At 36.7% G+C, this 25,126-nt stretch carries 16 protein-coding genes; 3 read left to right on the forward strand and 13 right to left on the reverse strand.

What is annotated here, in order from left to right:
* Position 1: 1 nt before the first annotated feature.
* The 9 genes from ICG50_RS12465 to sucC all read right to left on the reverse strand — a co-directional run bounded on the left by ICG50_RS12465 (position 2) and on the right by sucC (position 14,982).
* Positions 2-916 carry a dimethylarginine dimethylaminohydrolase family protein gene (locus tag ICG50_RS12465; RefSeq protein WP_187661234.1) on the reverse strand — a complete coding sequence of 305 codons (915 nt, stop codon included), beginning with the start codon at positions 914-916 and terminating at the stop codon, positions 2-4.
* A gap of 81 nt (positions 917-997) precedes the next feature.
* Complete coding sequence (locus ICG50_RS12470) at positions 998-2,971, reverse strand: 3-coathanger stack domain-containing protein (RefSeq protein ID WP_187661235.1); 1,974 nt, start codon at positions 2,969-2,971, stop codon at positions 998-1,000.
* A gap of 1 nt (position 2,972) precedes the next feature.
* Positions 2,973-5,159, reverse strand: coding sequence for a beta strand repeat-containing protein (locus ICG50_RS12475; protein ID WP_187661236.1), 2,187 nt, complete (start codon positions 5,157-5,159; stop codon positions 2,973-2,975).
* Positions 5,160-5,562: 403 nt separating this feature from the next.
* Positions 5,563-6,846 (reverse strand): citrate synthase, encoded by a 1,284-nt coding sequence (locus tag ICG50_RS12480; protein WP_187661237.1) that lies wholly within the window; start codon positions 6,844-6,846, stop codon positions 5,563-5,565.
* Between the two features lie 183 nt (positions 6,847-7,029).
* On the reverse strand, positions 7,030-9,375 hold the full coding sequence (locus ICG50_RS12485; RefSeq protein WP_187661238.1) for a DUF7619 domain-containing protein: 2,346 nt from the start codon (positions 9,373-9,375) through the stop codon (positions 7,030-7,032).
* 109 nt (positions 9,376-9,484) lie between these two features.
* Positions 9,485-10,243 (reverse strand): LytR/AlgR family response regulator transcription factor, encoded by a 759-nt coding sequence (locus ICG50_RS12490; RefSeq protein WP_187661239.1) that lies wholly within the window; start codon positions 10,241-10,243, stop codon positions 9,485-9,487.
* Entirely contained in the window at positions 10,240-12,201 is a 1,962-nt protein-coding gene (locus ICG50_RS12495) for a tetratricopeptide repeat-containing sensor histidine kinase (protein WP_187661240.1), read from the reverse strand. The genes ICG50_RS12490 and ICG50_RS12495 overlap by 4 nt, the downstream gene beginning before the upstream one ends.
* A gap of 109 nt (positions 12,202-12,310) precedes the next feature.
* Entirely contained in the window at positions 12,311-13,663 is a 1,353-nt protein-coding gene (locus ICG50_RS12500) for a glycosyltransferase family protein (RefSeq protein WP_187661241.1), read from the reverse strand.
* Between the two features lie 125 nt (positions 13,664-13,788).
* Positions 13,789-14,982: an ADP-forming succinate--CoA ligase subunit beta gene (gene sucC / locus ICG50_RS12505; protein WP_187661242.1), complete on the reverse strand. Its 1,194-nt coding sequence runs from the start codon at positions 14,980-14,982 to the stop codon at positions 13,789-13,791.
* Between the two features lie 185 nt (positions 14,983-15,167).
* On the opposite strand from sucC, the gene ICG50_RS12510 reads away from it, so the two are divergent.
* The 3 genes from ICG50_RS12510 to ICG50_RS12520 all read left to right on the forward strand — a co-directional run bounded on the left by ICG50_RS12510 (position 15,168) and on the right by ICG50_RS12520 (position 17,500).
* Entirely contained in the window at positions 15,168-15,572 is a 405-nt protein-coding gene (locus ICG50_RS12510; RefSeq protein WP_187661243.1) for a hypothetical protein, read from the forward strand.
* A gap of 86 nt (positions 15,573-15,658) precedes the next feature.
* A complete protein-coding gene (gene lysA / locus ICG50_RS12515; RefSeq protein WP_187661244.1) occupies positions 15,659-16,864 on the forward strand; it encodes a diaminopimelate decarboxylase in 1,206 nt (401 codons plus the stop codon).
* A gap of 132 nt (positions 16,865-16,996) precedes the next feature.
* On the forward strand, positions 16,997-17,500 hold the full coding sequence (locus tag ICG50_RS12520; RefSeq protein ID WP_187661245.1) for a SixA phosphatase family protein: 504 nt from the start codon (positions 16,997-16,999) through the stop codon (positions 17,498-17,500).
* A gap of 1 nt (position 17,501) precedes the next feature.
* Here the strand turns inward: ICG50_RS12520 and pafA are convergent, their stop codons facing one another.
* The 4 genes from pafA to ICG50_RS12540 all read right to left on the reverse strand — a co-directional run.
* The gene (pafA, locus tag ICG50_RS12525) at positions 17,502-19,112 is read right to left on the reverse strand and encodes an alkaline phosphatase PafA (RefSeq protein WP_187661246.1); all 1,611 of its coding nucleotides are present in this window, start codon (positions 19,110-19,112) and stop codon (positions 17,502-17,504) included.
* A gap of 163 nt (positions 19,113-19,275) precedes the next feature.
* On the reverse strand, positions 19,276-21,156 hold the full coding sequence (locus tag ICG50_RS12530; protein ID WP_187661247.1) for an OmpA family protein: 1,881 nt from the start codon (positions 21,154-21,156) through the stop codon (positions 19,276-19,278).
* 10 nt (positions 21,157-21,166) lie between these two features.
* Entirely contained in the window at positions 21,167-22,120 is a 954-nt protein-coding gene (locus ICG50_RS12535) for a PorP/SprF family type IX secretion system membrane protein (protein WP_187661248.1), read from the reverse strand.
* 17 nt (positions 22,121-22,137) lie between these two features.
* Positions 22,138-25,126 (reverse strand): T9SS type B sorting domain-containing protein (locus tag ICG50_RS12540; protein WP_187661249.1); only part of this gene is annotated, 2,989 nt, incomplete at its 5' end.

Below are 25,126 nucleotides of genomic sequence, written 5' to 3' on the forward strand. Positions count from 1 at the left end.
TTTAGTCTCTTATTAAAGGTAAGGTCGAACAACGTAAAAGTCCTTCTTGTTTGGCAATTTCTGCGTATGGTATTTCTTCAACGATAAATCCGTTATCTCGAAGCCAATGGTTTAATCGGGTAAAGTTTTTTTCCGAAACGACTACATTGTCATCTAGAGAAAACACGTTGGAATTCATGTGGTACATTTCGTCTCGAGTTATGTGAAATAAATTTTCTTTGCCGAATAATTTCACCAAAAAAACATAATCCGATTCTTCGCGGAAACCGCTTTTGTATATGATGCCTTTGTTTTTGCCAACGGGTTGAAAACAACAGTCTAAATGTAGGGCATTATCACGAGCTTCCAACTTGGATTTGACCAAATCGAATTCTTTTACTTTTTTGTGTGGAAATAATTCCTTGATATAATTCACGCCTTGCATATTAGTTCGGGCGGTGATGTAATCTTTATAATCGGAACCTTTGTAAGTTCCAATAAAAACATAGTCATTCCAAAGCATTACATCGCCACCTTCGATATGAACTTCTTCGGGCGGACGCACTACTTTTTTCGGGTCAATTTGATCGATAACGTATTGAATGGCATCTAATTCTCGTTCTCTATCGGGCAAAATATTGGCTTTGATAAAAATGTCATCAATCACAAAACCGATATCTCGGGTGAAAATCTGATTGTAGTTTTCGATCATTTTCGGACGGAAAACTTGTACATTGTATTTCTGAAATACTTGATTGAACGCTTCCATTTCTTTGACCATATCGGCTTCAACGGGATACGTTCCGGCAATGATATGTTCTAGTGATTTTGGATCGTAAGCTTCTTCAGCAGTAGGTGTCGGACCATTATTTACGGCTGAACCGAGTACAACAGCTCGTAGTCTTGACGTTTCGTTTTTTACATTTAATTGTAGCATAAATTAGCTTTTGGCTTTTGACAAATATAAAAAAGCTTCTCGGTTAGGAGAAGCTTTGTTTATAAGTATTTTGGAGTAAATTTAATTCTTTACTAATTTCTCCGTGTGTATTCTCCCATCATCGGAAGTTATGTTGATGATATAAACCCCATTAGCATATCTGCTAACGTCTAATTGGGTTTTATCGGTCATTTCTATAGTTCTTTCTAAAACTGTTTTACCGTCTATAGAAGTAACATTCACCTTATTGAATTGAGCATTTTTCATTACAATTTCTATCGTACTGCTTGAAGGATTTGGAATAATTGCGAAACCATTGGCCAACTTAATCAAGTTGATTACAGTATCATCCGAAGACGCTATTGTTCTTATTTCCGGATGAGTTTCACTTGGTGTTCTGTAAACAAAATTAGTGGTACAACCTTCGGGATAAGCTGCAAATTGAGAACCTAAAACAGCTTCAAATCCGGGATTTAACTCTACATAGTTGGCGGCGTGATACACTACACCATTACCTATAGCATTATCACCAACTGACACTATATTAGCCGCTTTAATCCAATCGGAGCGTTCTTTTTTGGTTAAATTGACTGCGGCCAAATTATTGAGATCATCTACAGGCGAGGTTAGGGTTAATATTGGTTCACAACAATTGTCGAAAGTTAAATCGGGGCCAACATTAGCCGAATTATCAGAGATATCATAAACAAAAGTTCCGGCCGGACAATTGACATTGAAACTACCATTCACCTGAAACTCAAAATCACCTGTTGGGTTGGCGCCAAACAAACTTGGGTTAACGTTAAAACAATAAGTAGTAGCGGTTAAGGTTGTTGGTACGGCTATAGTTCCAATCACGATATTATTTTGAAGAACATTTAGTGAGATGCTATTGACCACAGCATTTACCGGTGGTTGGTAGGTTCCACAAACTTGTATCGGCGTAGTACCGGTCATATCCGGACAATTGATATTGGTTGGGTCAGTGCTTAACGCTCCTAATTGAGGAACAGCACAAGTAAATCCACAAATATTATCAATGTAAACTGTACCAAAGTGAGCAGAAGGTTCGCAATCACTCACTGTAAATTCGATAGTTCCGGGTTGGTTTAAAATGTCTTGCACATTTAAACGCGCACAAATCCAATTAGTGTATAAAACCCTTCTGTTGCTTCCTATCACTAAAGTGTTGAATAAACAGTTATCCGGATTGGCAATGATACAAATTTCATCGACTATATTATTGAATTGATCATAAACCCTCACTCTGAAGAACGGTTGAATAGGCTGACCGTGCGCAGGTTTGTTGTCCATGATTAGGGAAAAATTAAAATCTATAGTAGACTGATTAATCACCGGAAAATACCTTGACATGGTTGTCACATCCGATGAGCCAAATCCGTTAGAATTATTAAGTTTAATAGATTTGTTTCCGCCATTAGAATTAATCGTGGGTATGTTTACCCCTAAACCGGCTAACGTTGGGTCAAATTGTTGGTAACCCGGACTGCCGCTATCAATCAATGTGATTGTTGAAGCAAAGTTATTGATGCCAGGTGTAACCAAGTTGGTTGCTGTTGCGGTTGTTGGCATTGAACAAGATTGAAAAAACCCTGTTCCGGTAGCCGGCTGCGGATAAGCGTCTGACCAAAAGGAATATCCTGCCGTATTGCTTTCAAAATCACCGTTGGTACAAGTTTGCATAGCAGTTGGCGGTGGTGGTTTGGCTACATAACCGTCTCTCTTACCCGGATTTTCCAAAAAGAACAGTTTTCTCAACTCGTAAACTTTGGTATTGATTAAAGCTTTCTGGAATTCTTCTTCGGTAAATTCTTCTTCTTCTTTTAAGTGTTTTATAACCTCTTCGGTAACCTCTTTAGATAATTTGTAGTTCTTAAAATTATCATTGACAAAGCGTTGAATTTCAATTTCGGTTTGTTGCGAAATAGAAATCCTTTGGTTTTCAGCGGCCAGATATTGATCAAGCTGGGCCGAAACCGTAGCCGAATTGAATACAAAACAGCTCAATAAAACTATTTTAACTATCTTGTACATACTATTTGGTTTTGGCTATTATAGCTTGTAATTGCGCTTTAAGCTCTTCAATTTCTTTGTTGTTTTTTTCTATAGCTTTGCTTTGCGCTTCCAATTTTTTGTCTTGGTCAATGATGTAAAGGGTCAACTCTTCGATTTTCTCCATTTGTTTAGACTGCATTTCTGCCACGTCAAGACCATTTTTGGCTAAAGTTTCCGCTGAATCTACGCCTGGCAGATGCTTGTTAGTTGTAACAAATTGCTCTACCTCTTTTAAGGGCATTAATTTATAATCATCGGCAAAAACATAATCGGCCCAATTGGCTGAACTTCTTAGCGCAACTTTCACTTTTTCAGTCATGATTCCGCCTTCCACAAATAGTCTGTAATTTCCGGTTGTGTTTGGATATACTGAAGTGGAACCTAAATACATTTTTCCGTTGGTATTACTGTTAGCGGTATTGAACCAAATGTTGCTGTTATTCATATCAACAATTCTGTTACCACTAATCGTTGTTGCAGGATTGATTGCTCCATTGTCGGCGTAAAGACTGGTGTCAATAGCACTTACAACATAAGGTGTACCGGAAGAACCGTTACCAAGTACAGTTACATTATTACCTGCAGTAACTGTAGTGGATTGGAGCGTAATTGAGCCACCACCATTAGATAAAGTTACTATAGCGCCATTTTGAGTAATGGTTTGTGGTCCATGAGTAGGCAAAACCACACTGTTTCCATTAGAAATAGACAGTACTTGACCGTTTAAAGTCAGTGTTTGTTGGTCGGTATCAACCATAGTAGGAATCGTAACGGAACCACCACCATCTGAGAGTGTGATGGTATTTCCTGATTGAGAAATAGTTTGAGGAGCTTGACCGGGAAGTGTTACACTGTTTCCATTAGAAATGGAAAGTACATTTCCTGCTAAGGCTAACGATTGTTGATCTGTATTGGTATCCACAAAAGTCGGAAGCGTAAAAGAACCTCCACCGTTAGAAAGCGTAATAGTGTTTCCCACTTGGTTAAGGGTCTGTATTTGGTTTGGTTGTGGAAGATTCACCGGTGCACTAGCCACACCATTTACTGTAGTAATTAATTGATTGTTGGTATTAATAGTATTCGAAATAGAATTTACAATCGGAGCTGAAGCGGTTATATTGTTTACATTAGTTGTCATCAAATTTGCGTTAGATGACATTAAATTAGTATTTGTTAGACCTGCCATTCTTTGCAAAACAACATCTCCATTAGCATTTACTGTCAAGAATTTGGTTGATGTTTGCGAGGCTGTGGGATTAAATTGGCTGGTTAAATTAGTAAATCGAAGTCCGGAATTTCCTGGAACCCCGTGAGTAATTTCTAATTTGTTATTAGGTACTTTATTTCCAATTCCGACTTTACCTTCTACCAATAATCCGTTAGAAGGTGCTAAGATTGTTGTTGCGTTTGTAGTAGCTGCGTTGGGAACATAATTTCTTCCAATAACAACTCCTCCATTTACATCCAATCTATTGGCAGGTATTACATTATTTCCTAAACCGATACCGGTATGTCCGTTTTGATTGATAAAAATTCTTTGATTTCCGGCACCATCAGCAAAAATCATTGTATTGTTAGTGTTATTTCCGGCTAATTTAGCGGTTGAAGCAGCCGGATTTAATGAAACAGTTCCTAGGAAAACATTATAATTACCGTTGATTAAATGTTGTCCGGTTTGGCTTCCAATAAATATATTGTAATTCCCGGTTCGTAAGTGCCTTGGAGTGTTTACACCTAAAGCAATATTGTTGTTTCCGTTTGCAGTTAACAAAGCTGCATATCCGACAGCTGTGTTGTTACTACCGGTTGTATTCGCTTCCATACTTCGGTGACCAATAGCAATATTGCTGGCACCGGTAACGTTATACATCAAACTTCTTGTGCCAAAAGCACTATTTAAAGTGCCAAAAGTATTGTATCGCATTGACTCGTTTCCAAAAGCGCTATTAAAACCTGCGCTTGCAACACTCAAGGCTCTAACGCCAAATGCATTATTACTGTTACTAGTGTTATTGAGTAGTGCATCTTTACCAAAACCGGTATTAAAATCGCCGGTGTTGTTCACACCAGATCCTATTCCTGAAAAAGTGTTGTCAGTTTGAGCAATAGCTGTAGAAACTGAGGCTAAAAGTGCTAACGTTGTAAATAAAAAGTATTTTTTTTTCATAACTAAAAAATTTGGGGCATTAAAAAATCATTTAAAAACTCGTTACATCAGGATTGTTTAGGTTTAGCTTAAATACTCATTCTTTTGAAACTGGTTAGATGCGATTTGTAGGTTGGGCATCAAAACAGTTTAGTTACTCATATTTTAGTTGAATCAAATTTATATTAATGTTTTTGAAAAATCCACAAAATACATATTTAATCGATGAAATACATAATTTTTATAATTATTAATTATATATTCTTACATATTTATAATGCTATACCGTTGAAATAACTCATAATATAAATCCATTTCATTTTGAAAAAAATTAACTGTAATTTGCTATACTTGAAGTTGTTGTAAACAAAAAAACCCCTAGCTTTCGCAAGGAGTTTTTAGTAAAAAATAGTAATTTTTAAATTTATCTTTTTTCCATAGGTTGAAAATCCCTTAACGGATATCCAGTATAAACTTGTCTTGGTCTTCCTATTGGTTCTTTATTGATACGCATTTCTTTCCACTGCGCAATCCATCCCGGTAAACGTCCGATAGCGAACATTACAGTAAACATTTCTGTTGGAATACCTAAAGCACGATAAATAATTCCGGAATAGAAATCAACGTTTGGATATAATTTTCTGGACACGAAATAATCGTCAACCAAAGCAGAAGCTTCTAATTTTTTGGCAATATCCAAAATAGGATCATCAACCCCTAAAGTATTTAATACCTCATCGGCAGCTTTTTTGATGATTTTAGCTCTTGGATCAAAGTTTTTGTAAACTCTGTGTCCGAATCCCATCAAACGGAACGGATCATCTTTGTCTTTGGCTTTTGCCAGATATTTATCGGCATCACCTCCATCTTTTTGTATGGCTTCCAGCATTTCCAATACGGCTTGATTAGCTCCACCATGTAATGGTCCCCAAAGTGCAGAAACACCTGCAGATATTGAAGCAAATAAACCAGCATGTGAAGATCCTACGATTCTTACCGTAGAAGTTGAACAATTTTGCTCATGGTCTGCATGAAGTATAAACAACTTATCTAAGGCATCAACCACAACAGGATTCACTTTGTATGGTCCGGTTGGCAATTCAAACATTAAATGCAAGAAGTTTTCAACGTATCCTTTAGTATTGTCGTAATAGTTTAAAGGATAACCCATCATTTTTCTGTAGGTCCAAGTAGCAATCACCAAGAATTTACCCATGGTTTTGCATACCGCTTCATACATTTCTTTTTCGTTTTCGACATCAACTACTTTTGGATTGAATGCGGTTAACGCACTAGTTAAGGAAGACAAAACGCCCATAGGGTGAGCTGTTTTAGGAAAACCATCGATGATGTTTTTCATTTCTTCATTTACTAATGTATATTTTCGGATATCATTTTCAAACTGCTGTAATTGTGCTTTGGTAGGCAGTTCACCAAAAATCACTAAATAAGAAACCTCAAGAAAATCGGCTTTCTCTGCTAAATCTTCGATAGCATAACCTCGGTAACGAAGAATTCCTTCTTCACCATCCAGGAAAGTGATATCACTTTTACAAGAACCTGAGTTTTTGTAACCCGGATCTAAGGTTATAGCGCCTGTTAATGCACGAAGTTTTTCAATATCAATGGCGGCTTCGTTTTCGCTTCCTACAATTACAGGAAACTCATACTTCTTACCATCAAATTCTAGTATAGCTGTTTTAGACATGATATAAATTGGAAATAAATCTTAATAAATTAATAATTTAACAAAATTAGGGAATTCGAAATGAAATAAAAAAGAATTACAACAACGTTTTCGTTAATTATTTGATAAATTTTGCAAAATTAGTATACAAACAAAAAAAGGCACACCAAGGTGTGCCTTTACCACAATTAATTCAACCCAAATTTATTGCTTAACTAATTTTTCAACTTTCATGCCTTTATCGGTAATGATTTTTATAAAATAGACACCATTAGATTTTGAGGATAGGTCTATTTGTGCTTCCATATTGTTTGCTACATTGCTCTGCAACAATCTTCCTTGCGCATCAAACAATTGAATTGATTTAATATTGAAATCTCCTTTAATAGTTATTAATCCGCTGCTTGGATTAGGATAAATAGTTAAAGAATAATCATTTTCAAAATCAGGATTGCTTAAAGATTGGAAAACGGTTTCTGTTTCGTTTGTTGCAACCGGAAAATTATAATCAAAATAAATATTGGCTTGTTTGTTAACCATGTCGCCTTGTTGTAAAGTGTTTAGCGATTGCACTTTCAGTAATACGTTACCATGCCCTCCGGATTCCAACAAAATATTCTGAAAAATAAATTCTACAACACTACCATTAATCCTGGTATACACCGGATGTGATGCATTCAACAATTGTAATGAACTGATGTTAAAATCTGCCGGATTAATTGTTGTTTGAACCACAATATTCTCGGCCTCAGCTGTACCGGTATTTTCAAATCTAATTCTATAATGCAGATAATCACCTATTTCACTTGGCGCAACCACATTCCCTTCCAAACAAGTAATATCATTCGGATCATAAGAACCTGAAACCAAGTCGTTACAAACAAACAAATTATCTGCAGTATTTTCGTCACCGGATTGCGGCAAAATCGAAGCCGTAAACGTCAACATATCATCAATATTCACCGGATTGGTATCCGTTGGCGCATTAATACTGAAAGTCACCAGAATTTCTCGACTGTCAAACGGTCTTAAATTGGCGTAATCCCAAGAAAGCCCACCAGTAACTGTTGAAGAAGGCACCACACTGGTCGACACTAAATCCATTAAATTATCATCGTAGAAAAAGTTGATTCCGTAGGCTTGGGACAAAGTTTGGTTTCCTTTATTGCGGTACACAATTTTGTACACGGCCTCAAACCCCGGACGAGCGGGAATTACCGGCGCTACCACTATTTCTAAATCGGGATGAATTCCGTTAGGTGCTATACAAAAATTTTGCGTGATATTGTTATTGTTGAAATTTACAAAATTAAAGTTAGCGCTGTTTGGCGATACAGTAAACCAAGCGGGATTTTCGATACTCGGACTTACAGTAAAATTACCTGACAACATATAAAATGCATATTGTCCTAAAGCATTGGTAAACGTGGCGCCATTGGCATTAAAACTGGTAAGGTTTAATCGGATGTAAGGATTAATTTCATCCGAAGCATCACAGCCATTATTGTTGTTGTCTACAGTAACTGTTCCGGAAATACTATTGTGATTGCCGCTTGGTGTGAATGAGCAATAAGAATTCACCACTACATTCGGCATTCCGTTATCATTGAAATATTGTAAAAAACCGGTGATTCGGTAATCATCCACACAAACGTATTGCAAATTAGGATTGTTACTTAAAGGAAAACCATTATTGATAATCATTGCCGGATTTCCAAATTTTAAGAACAAGGAAACCAAATCGTTATCGGTACAAGCTAAAGAAATAAAACTGTGACAATTAGAAATATCTAGCGTTGTTAAATTATTGAAAGAACATTGCAAATACCTTAAACCGATAAGTGTACTCACATCAAGAGAAGACAATTCGTTGTAATTGAGATACACATCATCCAATAAAGTTAATCCACTCAAATTAATCGAAGTAAGCTGATTTAAAGTAGCATAAAGTGACACTAAACTAGTACATGGAGTAACATCTAAACTTGTAAGCAAATTATTCCCTATTTGTAAGGTGATAAGCGCTGTTGTGCCTTGTAAATTAACCGTTTGGATTTGGTTATTATTGGCATATACTCTTTCTAAACTTGATAATCCGTTTAAATTTAAAGCCGTCAACTGACTGTTTTCACATGTTATTTGCGTTAAAGCTGTACAACCTGAAACATTTAAGGTTGTCATACTACTGTTATAGCAGGATAGTATTGCTAAATTTGTCATGTTAGAAACATCTAAAGTCGTCAAAGCTCCAAAACCACAATTCAATTGGGTAAGGTTTTGAAAACTCTGAATTCCGGTCATGTCATAAATCGGGAACTGACTGGAGTAATTCAAATTATTCAATGAATACACTAACAAAGCTTCTGAAACCTGAATCTCACCATCGCTGTTTTGATCTATGGTGATGTAATTTCCGGCACTGTCTTCGGCAATTTCGTTGGTTGGATTGGCTGCCAACAATCGCGCTTTTAAATTCGCATCCGGAATATTTACAATTTGAGCGTTTGCCCAACCGGAGAGTAAGAACATTAAAAAGTATAATTTTTTCATAATATAGAGTATTCGTTATGATTGATTTATTTTGACCTTATAAAAGTACTGTCTGTTTTTCGGTTAATCTTTGGTAAATGAGCAAGTGCCTTATTTGAATTAGAATTTGCTATAACATCTTCAATAATTCTTGCAAACGCTCCTTTTTTCGCTGTGAAATCGGCAAGTGAGCATTGTCTGCCATAACTACATAACCCCCATCTTTTTTGATATAAGATTTCAGATAAACCAAATTAATCAGATGACTTTGGTGAATTCTTTCGAAACCGTGCTCCGTCAATAATTCTTCGTATTCTTTTAATGTCTTTGAAATCAATATCGGTTTACTGTTCTTAATGTAAAACTTAGTGTAATTGTCTTCGCTCTCGCATCTAATAATGTCACTCACTTCAAACAGATGAATTCCGTCTGAATTTGACAAAGCAATTCGTTTAAAATTATCTACTTTTTTTCGGATGTTTTCCAAAAGCAAGTCAATGTGGGCAACGTTATCATTTTTATCAATAATGTTCTTTAATTTTCCAATCACTTTCTCTAGCTCCTCAGGATCAACCGGTTTGAGCAAGAAATCTAACGCACTAAAACGAAAAGCTTTGATAGCATATTGTTCATGTGCTGTAATGAAAACAATTTGAGAATTCAACTTCCCTTTTTTGTTTACTTCTTCCAATAAATCAAAACCGGATCCATCGCCCAAATGAATGTCTAAAAACAATACTTGCGGTGGATTTTGCAACAACAAAGCCGTACCGGTTTCGACACTTTCGGCTTCTCCAATGATGCGAATTTCAGGTGCATAACGAGCCAACAAGCTTTTCATGCCGTTTCTTAAATTGCTGTCATCGTCAATAAGTAAGGCTGTAATCATTTTATGTATTGAATTGGCAAATGCAAAGTTACTTTCGTTCCTATGGCTTCACCGTTACTATTCTTGACTTCTTCAATCGTAAACTCTGTCTTTTGTTTGGTAGTTGATTCAATCATTTCCAAACGTTTTTTGGTTATATCCAATGCCATCGATTTGTGGGCTACAACCGAATGCTGTTTTTGCGCTTTTGACTCGTTGAAACCAACACCATTATCTTCCACGGTACAAAGCAAACTTTCTTTTTCTAAGGCAAAACGAACCGCTATACTGCCGATTTCTTTTTTTGGAATTACACCGTGTATGATAGCATTTTCAACAAAAGGCTGTAACAGTAACGGTGGAATCGCCATATCATCTTCAATGGCTTCACTTTTGTAAATAGAAAACGTAAACTTGTTGTTGAAACGCAGTTGCTCGAGTTCCAAATAGTTTTGTAAGCTTTCAATTTCCTTGTCGATAGGGATTAATGACTCTTTGGAATATTCGAGTGTCAATCGCATTAATTTGGAGAATTTAGATAAGTATTTGATTGCCGAATCTGTACCGTTTTGGACAATAAAACTCGATATAGAACCCAAACAATTGAATACAAAATGGGGATTCATTTGCAAGTGCAAGGCTTTTTGTTCGTATTCCGCTAATTCTTTTTGCAAAGTGAGATTCTTTTTAAGCTGAATGCGATTGTAAATTAAAAACGCCATCCCGAAAAGTAGCAATCCAAAAATGGCCGCAAAAAAGAGTTGTAACGTATTTCTTTTGGATTCTTCTTTAAGCAATAAATCTCTCTTTTCAATTTCTTTTTGCTGAATAGCTTCGCGTTTTTCGAAATCAAAATTCATCTCTTCTTCAACACTTCTTCTGATATTTTCTTCATTAGTCAAACTGTCTTTTGCCTGACTATAGTTCTTGAAATGCAGCAGCGCAAGTGCTGAATTGTTTTGTTTTTGGTAAATATCGCTGAGCAATTTTTCAGATAATACTACTTGTTCTAAAACTTTGATTTCTTTGGCTAATGCTAATGATTTCTCGGCCATTTGCGAAGCTTCATCAAGTTTATTTTGTTCCAAAAATAATTGACCCAGCAGAAGATAACTATCTCCTACTCCGAATTTATCATCAATGATTTCAAAAGTCGAAATAGCCGAATTCCAGTGCTCGATGGCTTTATTCGTTTGCTTGGCAGTTTTGTAATACAACCCTATATTATTGTACCATTCGCCCAATGCTCTTGGATTTGGGTTCTTTTCTAAGGCCATTTTTGCTTTAGTATAATAGTCAAAAGCTTTGGGTAAATTATTTTGTTTTAAGTAACCGTTTCCAATATTGGTATAAGTGATTCCAATGTTGGCATCTTTGAGTTTTTCTTGAATCTTTTGAGTCTTAATGAAATATTCGAGTGCTTTAAAATCAGCTGATTGTGATTGGTAAACGACACCAATATTGTTATACAATTTGGCACACTTTTCTTCCTCTTTAATTTGCTCATAAATCTTAACCGCTTTAAGATAATATTGTAACGCTTTGGCATAATTACTTTGCTCCGAAAATACGATACCGATACTGCCTAATGCTTTGGCCAACCCTTTTTGTTTCTCTACCTCATTTTTAACATCCAAATTCTCAAAAAGATGCTGGGCATCAGTAAAATACTGTAATGACTTTGGGTAATTTCCGCTAATAATATTGGCATTCCCTAAATTTAATAAGGCATGACCTTCAGCCAATTCGTAGTTAATTTTTTGCGCCAAATCATAGGCTCTTTGGGCATAATCCAACATTAACTTCGGATCTCTTGTTTTGTATTGATCGGCAATTGCATTGAATAATTGTGCTTTATCAATATCGTTTCTGGTTTTTTTCAAAACGAAAACTAAGCTGTCTATCTTTTGATTTTGTGACCAACTCACAATAGAAAAAAGCAACAAAAAATATAAAGGAAAGTATTTTTCTATCTTCATTCGTACATCTATATAATGTTCAAAACAAAAGTAGCATTTCCATTTGGTTGAAAGGTATTAAATGAGCATTGGGCTGTTTTGGATGAGAATTTGCAAAATAATTGACCCCTTATTTAGTACCTAAGAAAACAAACTTTGACATAAAGTTGACTTTCTTTTGAATCCAATTGATGCGGTATAAACCAACTGCACTCATTATATATAAAGCCACGCGTGCCGGAAACATGTATCGAGGTTCCATATAAGTTAATCCGTGAAAGATTAATAATGCGACAATTACGCCCCAAAAAAGCCAGTAATTGACCCTGTTTTTTTCCTTCCACAAAAACAAAGTGGCTCCTAAAATGATGATGATATTAATGGAGTTTATCAATAAAATAACAAACCAATATCCCAATACCCCATGAATGGGTCCGAGATGAAATTGCTCCGGTTTTACACTATTGATGAAATACATGTGCCCATAAAAACATTTGACAAAAAACTGTCTGACAAACAAGAAAGGATGCTCAAGAATATCGTTGAATAAAAATTCTTTGTAAACCTCTGTTGAAGAACGTTGGGTATCATTGGCTATTTTTTCTAATTCTTGCCCGCTTTTACCCCAATTCTGATAATCTTTACTGTCCGATCGGATATCGCTTTCCCAAAAACGAAAATCAGTTGGTTCTTCCCTAAATTGAAATCTGCCTTGGTGAGCCACATAGTACAAAAGTCCTTCTTGATTATCGCCTGATTTTTCGCCTGTTATCATTTTGGCCAACTGAAGTGTTCCCAATCCCATGAATCCAACACAAGTAAAAGCCAATGCCAATTTCTTCCCGTAAAGTTTGAAGAATTCCTTTTTTCTAAAGAAAGAATACACAATCACAACGAACCCTATCATCAGCAATAACATCGTATTAGGTCTGTTCAATATCAAAAACCATATCCCGAGTGTTAGTACTATCCAACCTGTTTTTTTATGGGCATCCTGAGTAATTTTTGACCAACCGTACAGAGCCAAAGTCAACGAAAAAAACGCCGGAACTTCGGCCAGTATTCCCAAAGAATAATAGCAATGTATCGGAAAAATAAAGAAGAGTAAGACACTCAGCAATCCAACTTCTTTGGAGAAGAGATTGGAACCAATTTTAAAAATCAGAAGCAAACTGATGGTAATGGTGATAAAAGTAAACACTACACCATAAACCCAAAGTTGATTGTCAGTAGTAGCTGAAGGCGCCACTAGATAAGCCGGCGTGTAGAAAAAAACCGGTCCGGGTGCTTTGGTAATCATCACCTTTTCATAACCGATATTGCCTTTGAGGCATAAAGCTAAATTTTTGGCTTCTTCATGAAAAGTAATGTCTCCAAAAGGTTTTGCTTTAAAAGGCAAATTGAGCACTACAACCATCATTAACGAGGAAATCAAAATAATGAGCAGATTGATTCTTTGGGTAAAAAAAAGCTTGCTATTCATTTATAAATTCGCTTGGTGAGAAAATTAAAGCCGAAAATAATAAAAAAACCCGAGCTTTAACTCGGGTTTGTAATTCTATATTCAATTTAGCTTCACTCAATTCAGCTATGCCTTGGATTAAATTTTTAAGATAAGGCAACTTTTACTTGGTCAGCAGCTTCTTGGAATTGAACTGCAGATAAAATAGGCATTCCTGAATTGTCAATTAATTCTTTGGCAATTTCTGCGTTGGTTCCTTGTAAACGAACAATGATTGGCACTTTAATAGCATCACCCATATTTTTATATGCATCTACTACACCTTGCGCAACTCTGTCGCAACGAACAATTCCACCAAAAATATTAATCAAAATCGCTTTTACGTTTGGATCTTTTAAGATAATTCTAAAGGCAGTTTCCACACGTTTGGCATCAGCTGTTCCACCAACATCCAAGAAATTAGCCGGTTCAAAACCTGCATATTTAATTAAATCCATTGTAGCCATAGCCAAACCTGCTCCGTTTACCATACAACCAACCGTTCCGTCTAGGTCAACGTAGTTCAAACCTACTTCTTTGGCTTCTACTTCAATTGGATTCTCCTCACGGATGTCACGCATGTCAGCATATTTTGGTTGTCTGAACAAAGCGTTATCATCGATATTTACTTTGGCATCCACCGCCATAATTTTGTTATCAGAAGTTTTTAAAACCGGATTGATTTCAAACATAGAAGCATCACAACCGATGTAAGCGTTGTATAAAGCTTCTACAAATTTTACCATTTCTTTGAAAGCATTTCCAGAAAGCCCTAAATTGAAAGCAATTCTTCTGGCTTGAAAACCTTGCAAACCAACAGCCGGATCAATTTCTTCCGTAAAGATTAAATGCGGTGTATGTTCGGCCACTTCTTCAATATCCATTCCACCTTCAGTAGAATACATAATCATATTTCTCCCTTTGGCTCTGTTTAATAAAACCGACATATAAAACTCAGAAGTTTCACTTTCGCCAGGATAATAAACATCCTCAGCGATTAAAACTTTGTGTACTTTTTTGCCTTCCGGTGGTGTTTGTGGTGTAATTAATTGCATCCCGATGATTTGTTCTGCAATTTCTTCAACTTGTTGTATGTTCTTAGCCAACTTCACTCCGCCGCCTTTTCCTCTTCCTCCAGCGTGAATTTGAGCTTTAATTACGTGCCAACCGGTTCCCGTTTCAGCAGTCAATTGTTTTGCAGCTGCTACTGCTTCTACCGGACTGTTAGCTACAATGCCACGTTGAATTCTAACGCCGTAACTGGCTAAAATTTCCTTACCTTGATATTCGTGTATGTTCATAATAAATAGTTAGTTTGTGAAGTGCTGAAATAGATTTCAGCAAAATGTGCCACAAAAGTAATTAATTAGTATCAAACCAAAAAGAAATGTATACCAATTTAGTATATTTATAAAATAACCACTTACTGCAAAAAATGACGCAACCGTTTTTGAGTTAAAGTATCTAAGTTTTAAATCAAAAAAACATGAAGAAATCTATCCTAACTTTAACCCTCTTACTTTTGGTTTTAATGCCAAGTTGCAGTAACGATTCAAGCACCAACTCAAACACTGTAGAAGGACAATGGAAACTTATTAATGTAAGTGGTACTTTTGCCGGAATTGACAACGATTTTGCTCCCGGATTAATCACTTGGGATTTTAATGCAACTACACAAACAGTAACTGTAGTCAATAATAACAATACAGCACTATGGGATGTTTTTGAAACCGGCATCTACAATTATCAAATCGTTGACAACCCGGAATTCCCTTGTGGTGAGATTATCAAAATTGACGGAATTGAAATGGGTTGTTTCTCCATTAGCGGTAATGAATTAGTTATTGACCAATCTATTTCGGATGGATTTAGGCTTCAATTTGTAGAATAGCTTTCAAAAAGGACGAATTCTGCTATTTTTTTCTTTGGAATTGCGCCATTCGAGGCTTAGCTTTGCAGCTAAATTAAATTACAATTATGCAACCGACAGAATTAGAACAATTGGCCCGTGAATTCGGGAATCCACTTTATGTGTATGATGCTGAAAAAATTGAGTTTCAGTACAATCGTTTAACCAATGCATTTGCCAAGGTAGAGAAACTTCGCATCAACTACGCGATGAAAGCCTTGTCGAACATTTCTATTCTGAAGCTACTGAAGAACTTGGGTTCAGGTCTGGACACCGTTTCCATTCAGGAAGTACAATTGGGTTTGCATGCCGGATTTACTCCGGACAAAATCATCTTTACACCCAACGGCGTTTCTTTTGAAGAAATCGAAGAAGTGGCGAAATTGGGTGTGCAAATCAATATCGACAACCTTTCCGTGTTGGAACACTTTGGCACTAAACATCCGAAAGTTCCGGTTTGTATTCGTATCAATCCGCACGTAATGGCCGGTGGAAACGAGAACATTTCCGTTGGACATATCGATAGTAAATTCGGAATTTCTATTTATCAAATTCCGCACATTTTACGCATTGTAGAAAACACTAAAATGCACATCAACGGTATTCACATGCATACCGGTTCCGATATTTTAGATATCGAAGTTTTCCTTTATGCCGCCGAAATTTTATTCGATGCTGCCAAACAATTTAAAAATTTAGATTTCTTGGATTTCGGTTCCGGATTTAAAGTACCATATAAAAAAGGCGATATCGAAACCAACATTGAAGAATTGGGCAAAAAATTAACCAAACGCTTTTTGGCATTCGAAAAAGAATACGGTCGCGAATTGACCTTGGCTTTCGAACCCGGGAAATTCTTGGTGAGTGAAGCCGGATATTTTTTAGCTAAAGTAAACGTTATCAAACAAACAACTTCTACTGTTTTCGCGGGAATTGATAGTGGATTCAACCATTTGATTCGTCCGATGTTTTACGGTTCTCAACATACGATTGAAAACATTTCGAATCCAAAAGGCAAAGAGCGTTTCTATACTGTTGTAGGCTACATTTGTGAAACCGATACTTTTGCCAGCAATCGTAGAATTACAGAAATCCACGAAGGTGATACGTTATGTTTCCGAAATGCCGGAGCGTATTGTTTCTCGATGGCTTCTAACTACAACTCGCGTTTCAAACCTGCCGAAGTTTTGTGGAAAGACGGAAAAGGTCATTTGATTAGAGAAAGAGAAACTTTTGAAGATTTGTTACAGAATCAAATTATGGTTGAAGTATAATAATATCCCGCAGATTCTCAGATTTAAAGCACCTTAATTGGTGCTTTTTTATGGATAATGATTGCGCAACATTCGCTCTTATATTTCATAAAAAGATTTATCTTTGAATAGAATCCTAAAGGATAAACTACTATGAAAAATTTTGGCTTAGCATTGATTTTACTATTTTCCCTAGCTTCCTTTTCTCAAACTACAACTTTCATCGTTTTGCGCCATGCTGAAAAAGCAGACAATACTAAAGACCCTAATCTTAGTGCTGATGGCTTGACAAGAGCAGTGGAGCTGCGAAAAACATTGAGTCCAATTTCTGTTGAGGCTATTTATGCTACGCCTTTCAATCGCACTAAACAAACGGTTACACCATTGGCTACTGAAAAAAAAATGGCCATTACTGAATATCCGGTGAATAAACCTTATGCCGAGTTGGTCAATGAGCTACTTGATACCTATCGTGGAAAGACAGTGGTTATTGTTGGACATTCGAATACCGTTCCGGAGCTTTTAAAAGTGCTCAGCAACAATACTTTTAACATAAATATTAGCGAAAACCAATTCGACAATTTGTTTGTGGTCACGCTAACCAATGGAAAACAACCGGAAGTAGCCCCAATGAAATATGGAAAAAGTACGCCTTAAATTATTTATCCAAAACTTCTAAAAGCACTTCACTATCCGTAGCATTTGGCAACGTGATTTTTAATTTTTGTGCCAATGTGGGAGCGATTTGAGTAATGAGTTTTTTATCGTGAGTTTCGCCTTTTTTAATATTCCAGCCATAAAATAATAAGGGAACATTAGTATCATAAGTGTAAGGTGAACCATGAGTAGCACCGGTAGCCGAATACTCAATATAACCCGGTTTATAAACAAAATACAAATCTCCATTTTGCGTTGGATCATAGCCTTTTTGAACAAAACCTAACAACTGATCATTGCTTGTAGAAGTGAGTATATCTTCTTCGGCATAGACTCTTTTTACATAACTTTTGGTGTATAAAAAATCTTTGAAACTTTGTTTTACTTTGGCCAAATCCAGGCCTTTGGTTTTGATTAATTCTTTATCGAAGTGAACATTATAGCTATCGTATTTCAACAATAAATTAGCCCCAAAAGTTTGTTCTGAAAACGCTACCAAATCCTTCGAAACCTCTTTATTGCTAATATTGTCTACCTCGTATTTGTGATCTTTTAAGTGCGTTGGGTTTTCGGAGCAAGCGTGATCAGCGGTCATAAAAACCAAATAGTTTCCTTTGCCTACGGTTTTATCCAAATAATTTAAAAAATCGGCTATGGTCAAATCAAGACGCAAATAAGTATCCTGAATTTCTATGGAGCGCGGACCAAAAGTATGTCCGATATAATCAGTAGAAGAGAAACTAACCGCTAAAAAATCGGTGATGTCATCTTTACCTAATGCTTCTTTTTCGATAGCTCTTTTGGCTAAATTGGCTAAAACATCATTCCCGAATGGCGTAACTCTTAAAACTCCGGCGTCGTTACTTTCATACATTTCTTTTAAATTGTATGGGAAAATTGGAGCCTTTTTATACAACTTCCCTTCGTAATTGTTGTCATCGGTTAAACTCTCGTTGTAGGTTTCAATTGGTTTTAACAAAGACCAACCGCTATTGATATACGGTAAATATTGTTTTTCTTTATTGAAGTCATCCATCCATTTTGGCAAAGTATTTCCATAAAAAGAACTCGAGATAAATTCACCTGTTTTAGTGTACCAAAAAGCCCAATCGGCAAAATGTCCGGCCGGAAGAATAGCACCTCTGTCTTTGATGCTCATTCCGATAACTTTTCCTTTGAAGTTGGTGGACAGTTTTAATTCGTCGGTAATGGTTGTCGCTTGAAGGTTTTTAGGCGACATTTTACCTTCTTTCTCTGTTCCGGGAACCAAAGTCGTCACACTTTCATCGTCTGTACAATAGACTTCTTTTTTTAAAGTTCGGTGAAACCACTCGTTGCTCACGATTCCGTGCATCGCCGGTGTTGTTCCGGTGTAAATGGAGGCATGACCCGGAGCTGTATACGTTGGCATAAAGTTGTAATGCATATTGTGAAAAGTGTAGCCATCATTCATCAATCGCTTAAAACCGGTTTCGGAGAAATCACCTTGGAAACGGTATAAGTATTCCATTTTCATTTGGTCAATCACTATGCCGACAACCAATTTTGGTCTTTCTTGGGCCGAAAGGTTGTTTAAGATTACTAATAACAGTAAAGAAAATATCTTTTTCATTGAAATTTATTATAGAAGAACAAAAATAAGGAATACAACCGAAACCCATCGGAATATTTATGTTAATGTAAAGTTACGCTTTGACTAAAAAACAAATGCACGCTTGGGAAAGCATGCATCTGAGTTCAAAAAATCCAATTTATAACAACACTCAACAACTAACTTATTTCAAAATCATAAACGTACACCTACGGTTGGTAGCATGCTCGCTATCGGTACAATCGTTTTTCGGACAAATAATCAACGGTTTGCTTTCGCCATAACCTACCGATTTAAGGCGCTTTCTGTCTATGCCGTTTTGTACCAAATATTCTAAGGCCGAAGCCGCTCTTCGGTTTGATAATCTCAAATTATACATTTCGGAAGCTCTGGTATCAGTGTGTGAACCGATTTGAATCTCCATGTATGGGTATTTCTTCAATAAACCAACCAAAACATCTAAGACTTGAGCTGCTTGCGGTTTGATATTCCATTTGTCTAAATCGAAATAAATATTTTCCAGTTCGATTAAAACTGTTCCGTCTTCTTTTTTGTTGATGATATCTTCGGCATCATAATAGGACTCAACTTTCATTTGCAAATCAATGTACACTTTCCCTTTTTGACTGGTATCAAATTCAGCTTCTGCCGGAATATAAAAATCTTTGAAAGCCATGATTTTGTATTTCTTATTCGGCTCCGTATTGAACGTAAAATCACCATCTTTTCCAACCAAAATCTCTTCGAGTAATTCCCCTTTATCGTTATACAATTTCACAGTTGCACCAGGTAAAAGTTCAGTTGATTTCATATCGCGAACTTCACCTTCAACTAAATATTGGAGTTTATTTTCTTCGCGAACGAATGTGTATAAGTTGTCATCACCGGTTCGGTTAGAAGCAAAATACCCTTTGTCGTTGGCTTCATCCAAAATAAAATTGAAATCGTCCATTTCACTATTGATGGTTGAGCCTAAATTTAAGGGTTTATCCATCTCCGTTTCGCTTAATTTCAAACTCATAAAAATATCGAGATTTCCATTGCCTTGATGACCATCTGAAGCAAAATAAAGTGTTCCGTCTTCAGTAAGAAAAGGAAATTGTTCGCGGTGAATAGTATTGATAGTTTCTCCTAAATTTCTAGGTTGACTAAAAGTACCGTCTTGCAAAATATCGACTACGAAAATATCCATCGAACCAATTGTCCCTTTCATATCGCTGGCGAAATAGAGCTTCTTTCCGTCTTTGGTTAAAAAGGGATGTTGCACAGAATACTCATCGCTGGAAAACGAACACATTTTAACATTAGTCCATTTGTCTCCAACATATTCCGCTTTATAAATTTTGACCGTGGCAACTCTTTCGTTGTTTACTTCTACTTGTTTGTCACCGGTTCTGTTGAAATACATGGTTTTACCATCGGCACTGAAAGTGGCATTACTTTCATGTTTTTTGGTGTTGATGATGTCCGGGAATGGTTCTACTTTAACCAATTGTCCTTTATCGTTTACGGAGGCCATAAACAAATCTAAATAAGGTCTGTCGTTCCAACCATAAGCTTTTTCATCGGCATTTCTCAGCGAAGCAAAAGTTACTTTTTCGCCAAAGAAAGCAATTCCGAAATCACCATTAGTTTTGTTTTTCGACATCATTTCAAGTTTGAAACTGTGTGGTGTGTTTCGAGTTACGTTCTTCATAAACTTTGGCGTATTCTGGTCAAAGTCTAAATATTCAGACATAATTTTATCCCCTTTATCGAAATCTTTGATGCCCTTTAAAGCATTAGCATAACGGAAGTAAACTTCTTTCTTTACACTGTCTTTAAAAGTGAAAAACAACTGTCCATAAGCGCGAACCGCATTATTCATTTGGAAATTGTAATAATAACAATCGCCTAAATTTTGCAACACTTTTAGTGATTGTTCGCATTGCTCGTAAGCTTCTGCAGCTTTGACATAGGATTTTCTGTCAAACAAAGAATGGGCTTGCTTGACACTAACTTTTTTTTGGGCAAAAAGAGTGGTGATACTGCAAAAAACAAAAAGTATGTAGAAGATTTTTTTCATCGTATCCATTTTAAAAGAATCTTGGTGATTTATCATACCCTTTTTTCGAAAGTCGGCCTAAATCTAGATCGAACAAAACAAACACTTCATGCGAACCTGAGTTAAAGCTTCTTAAATTCGAAAGTGTATAATCATAAGAATAACCTATTCTTAGTGTTGGTGTAACATAAAAACCTACCAAACCGCTAACCGAATCATCAACCCGATAACCTACTCCGGCTTCGAATCGGTTGTTGATTAAAACGTTTGTGGTTAAATCTATGGAAACCGGAGCGCCTTCAACACCTTTAGCCATAAAGGCCGGCTTCAATTTGAAATTATCATTTCCGTTAAAAGTAAAGACATAGCCACCGGTCATAAAGAAATGGACAGATTCAACACCGCTTCCCACTACACCGTTATTGGTTTCTAAATGTCTTGAGGTCATCAAATTAGGAGCAGACAATCCGAGATAATAGTTATCACCAAACAAGTAAGTTCCGGCACCGATATTGGGAAATGTTTGGTTGATGTTATTCTGAAATGCCGGATCTAAAACCGGGTCGGTGTATTGAAATCCATTGAAATTGGCACTAAAAAGGGTTACACCGGCTTTTAATCCAAAGGACAATCTTGTTCTTTCTGACAATGACAATACATAAGCGAAGTCGGCAAAAATATTGCTCTCTTGTACTACATCTCCGATTTCGTCATGCACGATTGAAATTCCCATCTCAACATTCTTAGACAAAGGTTTGTGGGCAAAAAAGGATTGCGTTGTTGGCGCACCTTTGATACCAACCCATTGGGCACGATAAATGCCACCCATATTAATTACATCTTTATTTTCAGTTGCGTAAGCCGGATTGATGACACTCATATTATACATATAATGGGTAAATTGAGGATCTTGTTGTGCTAGCGCAGCAGTAGTACTCATTACGACAAGTATCGCTGAAAGATATTTTAAGAGGCTATGTTTCATAATTGTACTCATCTTCCTTATCTGTTTAGATATACTCTACCTTGAATGGTTTCTCTAGCTCCGTCATTGAAATTCAATATGAAGAAATAAACACCAACAGGCAATAAATTACTTCCAAGATTCAATCCGCTAACGGTGGTTGTTCCGTCCCAATTTGGAGCATTCCTGTTTCCGGTATAAATTAAATTTCCGTAGCGGTTATAGATTTCTAATTTGAAATTCGGATACAATAACGCCAGGTTCGGAATTTCAAAAGTATCGTTGATGCCGTCATTATTTGGCGAATAACCATCCGGAATAAATATATCATCACAAACGGTTGTATCGACAGTTACTTCTAATCTTATGGAACCCTCACACCCACTCGCTGCTAATAAAGCCGCATAATAAGTTGCACCATTAACTAACAAATCAGTAGTTGCATAAGCCGTTCCACCAGTTGGTGCATTGTACCAAATTACGGTTGGGAATCCAATCAAATTGGCAGTCAAAGTTTCAATCGTTGGATTATCATCTTGACAGAAAAGATTACCGTCTTGAATGATTTGCGGTGTTCCAAGTTCGGTTACATTGAAAGCAATTGGATCAACAACATTTCCACCTACACCACAATTAGTTGCAACAGAATTTAATTGGCTAATAGTTAAGGTAGTAACACCGTTGTTGATTAAATCTGTCGCAGGAATGGTGAATGATCCGGTTCCGGCTGAGAATGTTACTGTGACAGTAGTCGATGCCGCATTGGCTCCGCTCAATTGATAGATGATGGTATAATCTCCATCGGTTAGATTTGTTGTTCCTGAAATCGTAACTAAACTGGCAAAATTGGCACAAGTATCTTGAACTGTAATTGTTGCGGTTGTTATACTAGGAATTGGATTGATGGTAAAACTTACTGTTGCATTTTCATTCGCATTGGTACAACCGGTTGTGGCTATGATTCCGATAATTGTTAAAGTATAATTTCCGGCGACAGTAAAAATCGAGGCCGGAACAGTAAACTGACCTATTCCTCCACTAACTGTAACATTTCCGGTAACACCGGTTGTTGGCGTTGCACCTGGGATTGAATAATTGAATTGGTAAACACCATCGGGTAAGTTTACTGCATTGGCAATATTAACTACAACACTATTGCCGAAACACACATTAGCTGCGGATAAATTTGCGCTATCAATATCGGATAATGGTCTTACTTGAATCTGTGTTGCTACATTAGTTAAACTACTTGAACAATTGGTAACTGTATTTTGAATATTCGTAAAAGTTAGTACAGTTGTCCCAATGTTAGGAAGTGAAGAAGTTGGGATACTAAAATTCCCAATTCCGGCAGCAATGGTAACATTTACCGTTTGTCCTGTCAAAGTATTGGCACCGGATAAATCGTAACTTAAGGTATAAGTTCCATCGACCATTCCGTTCAAATTCACAATTACATTCGAACCTAAACAAGCTGGAGAAATTGTGATGTTAACGGTAGAAATGATTGGATTGGCTAAAATGGTAAACTGAACCACTTCGGTATCGGTAGTACATGCATTGGTAACCGAATAAGTATAGCTATAAGTCCCTGGAGTAAAATTGATGATGTTAATTGGAGAAGTTACCACTTGCGCACTACCATCTGTCCAAATACCACCTGAATTCTGACCCGTTAGTAACGTTGCTAAATCTAAAATACCTACACTTGAACATAAAGAAACTATTCCGGTAAAAGTACCTGCATTAGGTTGTGGATTAACAATTACGGTTACCGTAGAGCTTGAATTAACACATGGCGAAGTTCCAAAAACGGTATAAGTAAAATTATAGGTTCCCACACCTATTGTTGATGGATTGAATATATTACCAGTTAAAGCACCTGTTGCATTATCATCAGTCCAAGTTCCTATTCCTTGTGTTCCGTCCAATCCTGTAAATAAATCTACTGATGTTGTACTAACGCAGGTATTTAAAGTTTGACCTACTCCACCTGAATTTGCTGCCTGAATAATAGTAACCACCACATCAGCGGTATCTGTAGCACATAACCCACCACCTACACTGTAAGTATAAGTTCCTGCCAAATCAACAACGGGATTGAAAAATCCTGTTCCACTGGCTAGAACCGGAGACCATGTTCCGCCTGCTTGGGCATTGGAACCTAACAATAAAAATAAATCTTGAGTTGAACCATTGGAACATGAAGTAACCGAATTGTTATTTCCTGCATTAGGAACCGGATTCACGGTAACTGTTATTACTGCAAAATCATTATCACAAGGTTGTGTTCCTGTTAAACTATAAGTATAATCGCCTTGCGGATCAACTGCCGGATTAAAAACGCCTGTTCCACTTGCCATAGTTGGTGACCATGTTCCACCAGGTTGTGAATTTGGACCTAATAATAAGGCTAAATCTTGAATCGGACTATTCACACAAAGGGTAACAGCATTGTTATTTCCTGCTTCAGGTCCGGGTGTTATAGTTACGTTAACGGTTGCAGTATCATCAATACAAGGAGCAATACCGGTGACCGTATAAGTATAAACTCCTGAAGTGTCAACAGCCGGATTAAAAATTCCTGTACCACTCACTAAAGAAGGTGACCATGTTCCGCCAAGTTGTGGTGTTCCTGTCAAAGAAGCAAATAAATCTACTGAATTTTGATTTGAACAAATAGCCAAAGTTCCATCTATTCCTGCATCCGGAACCGGATTAATAATTACTTCAACAGAAGCTGAGGAAGTTGGACATGGTGTTGTTCCTGTAACGGAATAAGTATAAGTTCCAGCTGAATCAACTGCGGGATTAAATATACCGGTTCCACTGGCTAATGCCGGAAACCATGTCCCACCAGATTGTGCTGTTGGACCTAACAAAGGAAATAAATCAAATGATGGATTTAAAATACAAATTGTTGTACTTGTATTTGTTCCGGCTACCGGTGGCTCAACCGTAGTTAAAGTAACGCTACTTGTCTGCGGATTCACACAACTTGGTGTACCTGCATTGGCTACACTTACA

The organism is Flavobacterium buctense, from assembly GCF_014486695.1.
Taxonomy (GTDB): Bacteria; Bacteroidota; Bacteroidia; order Flavobacteriales; family Flavobacteriaceae; genus Flavobacterium; species Flavobacterium buctense.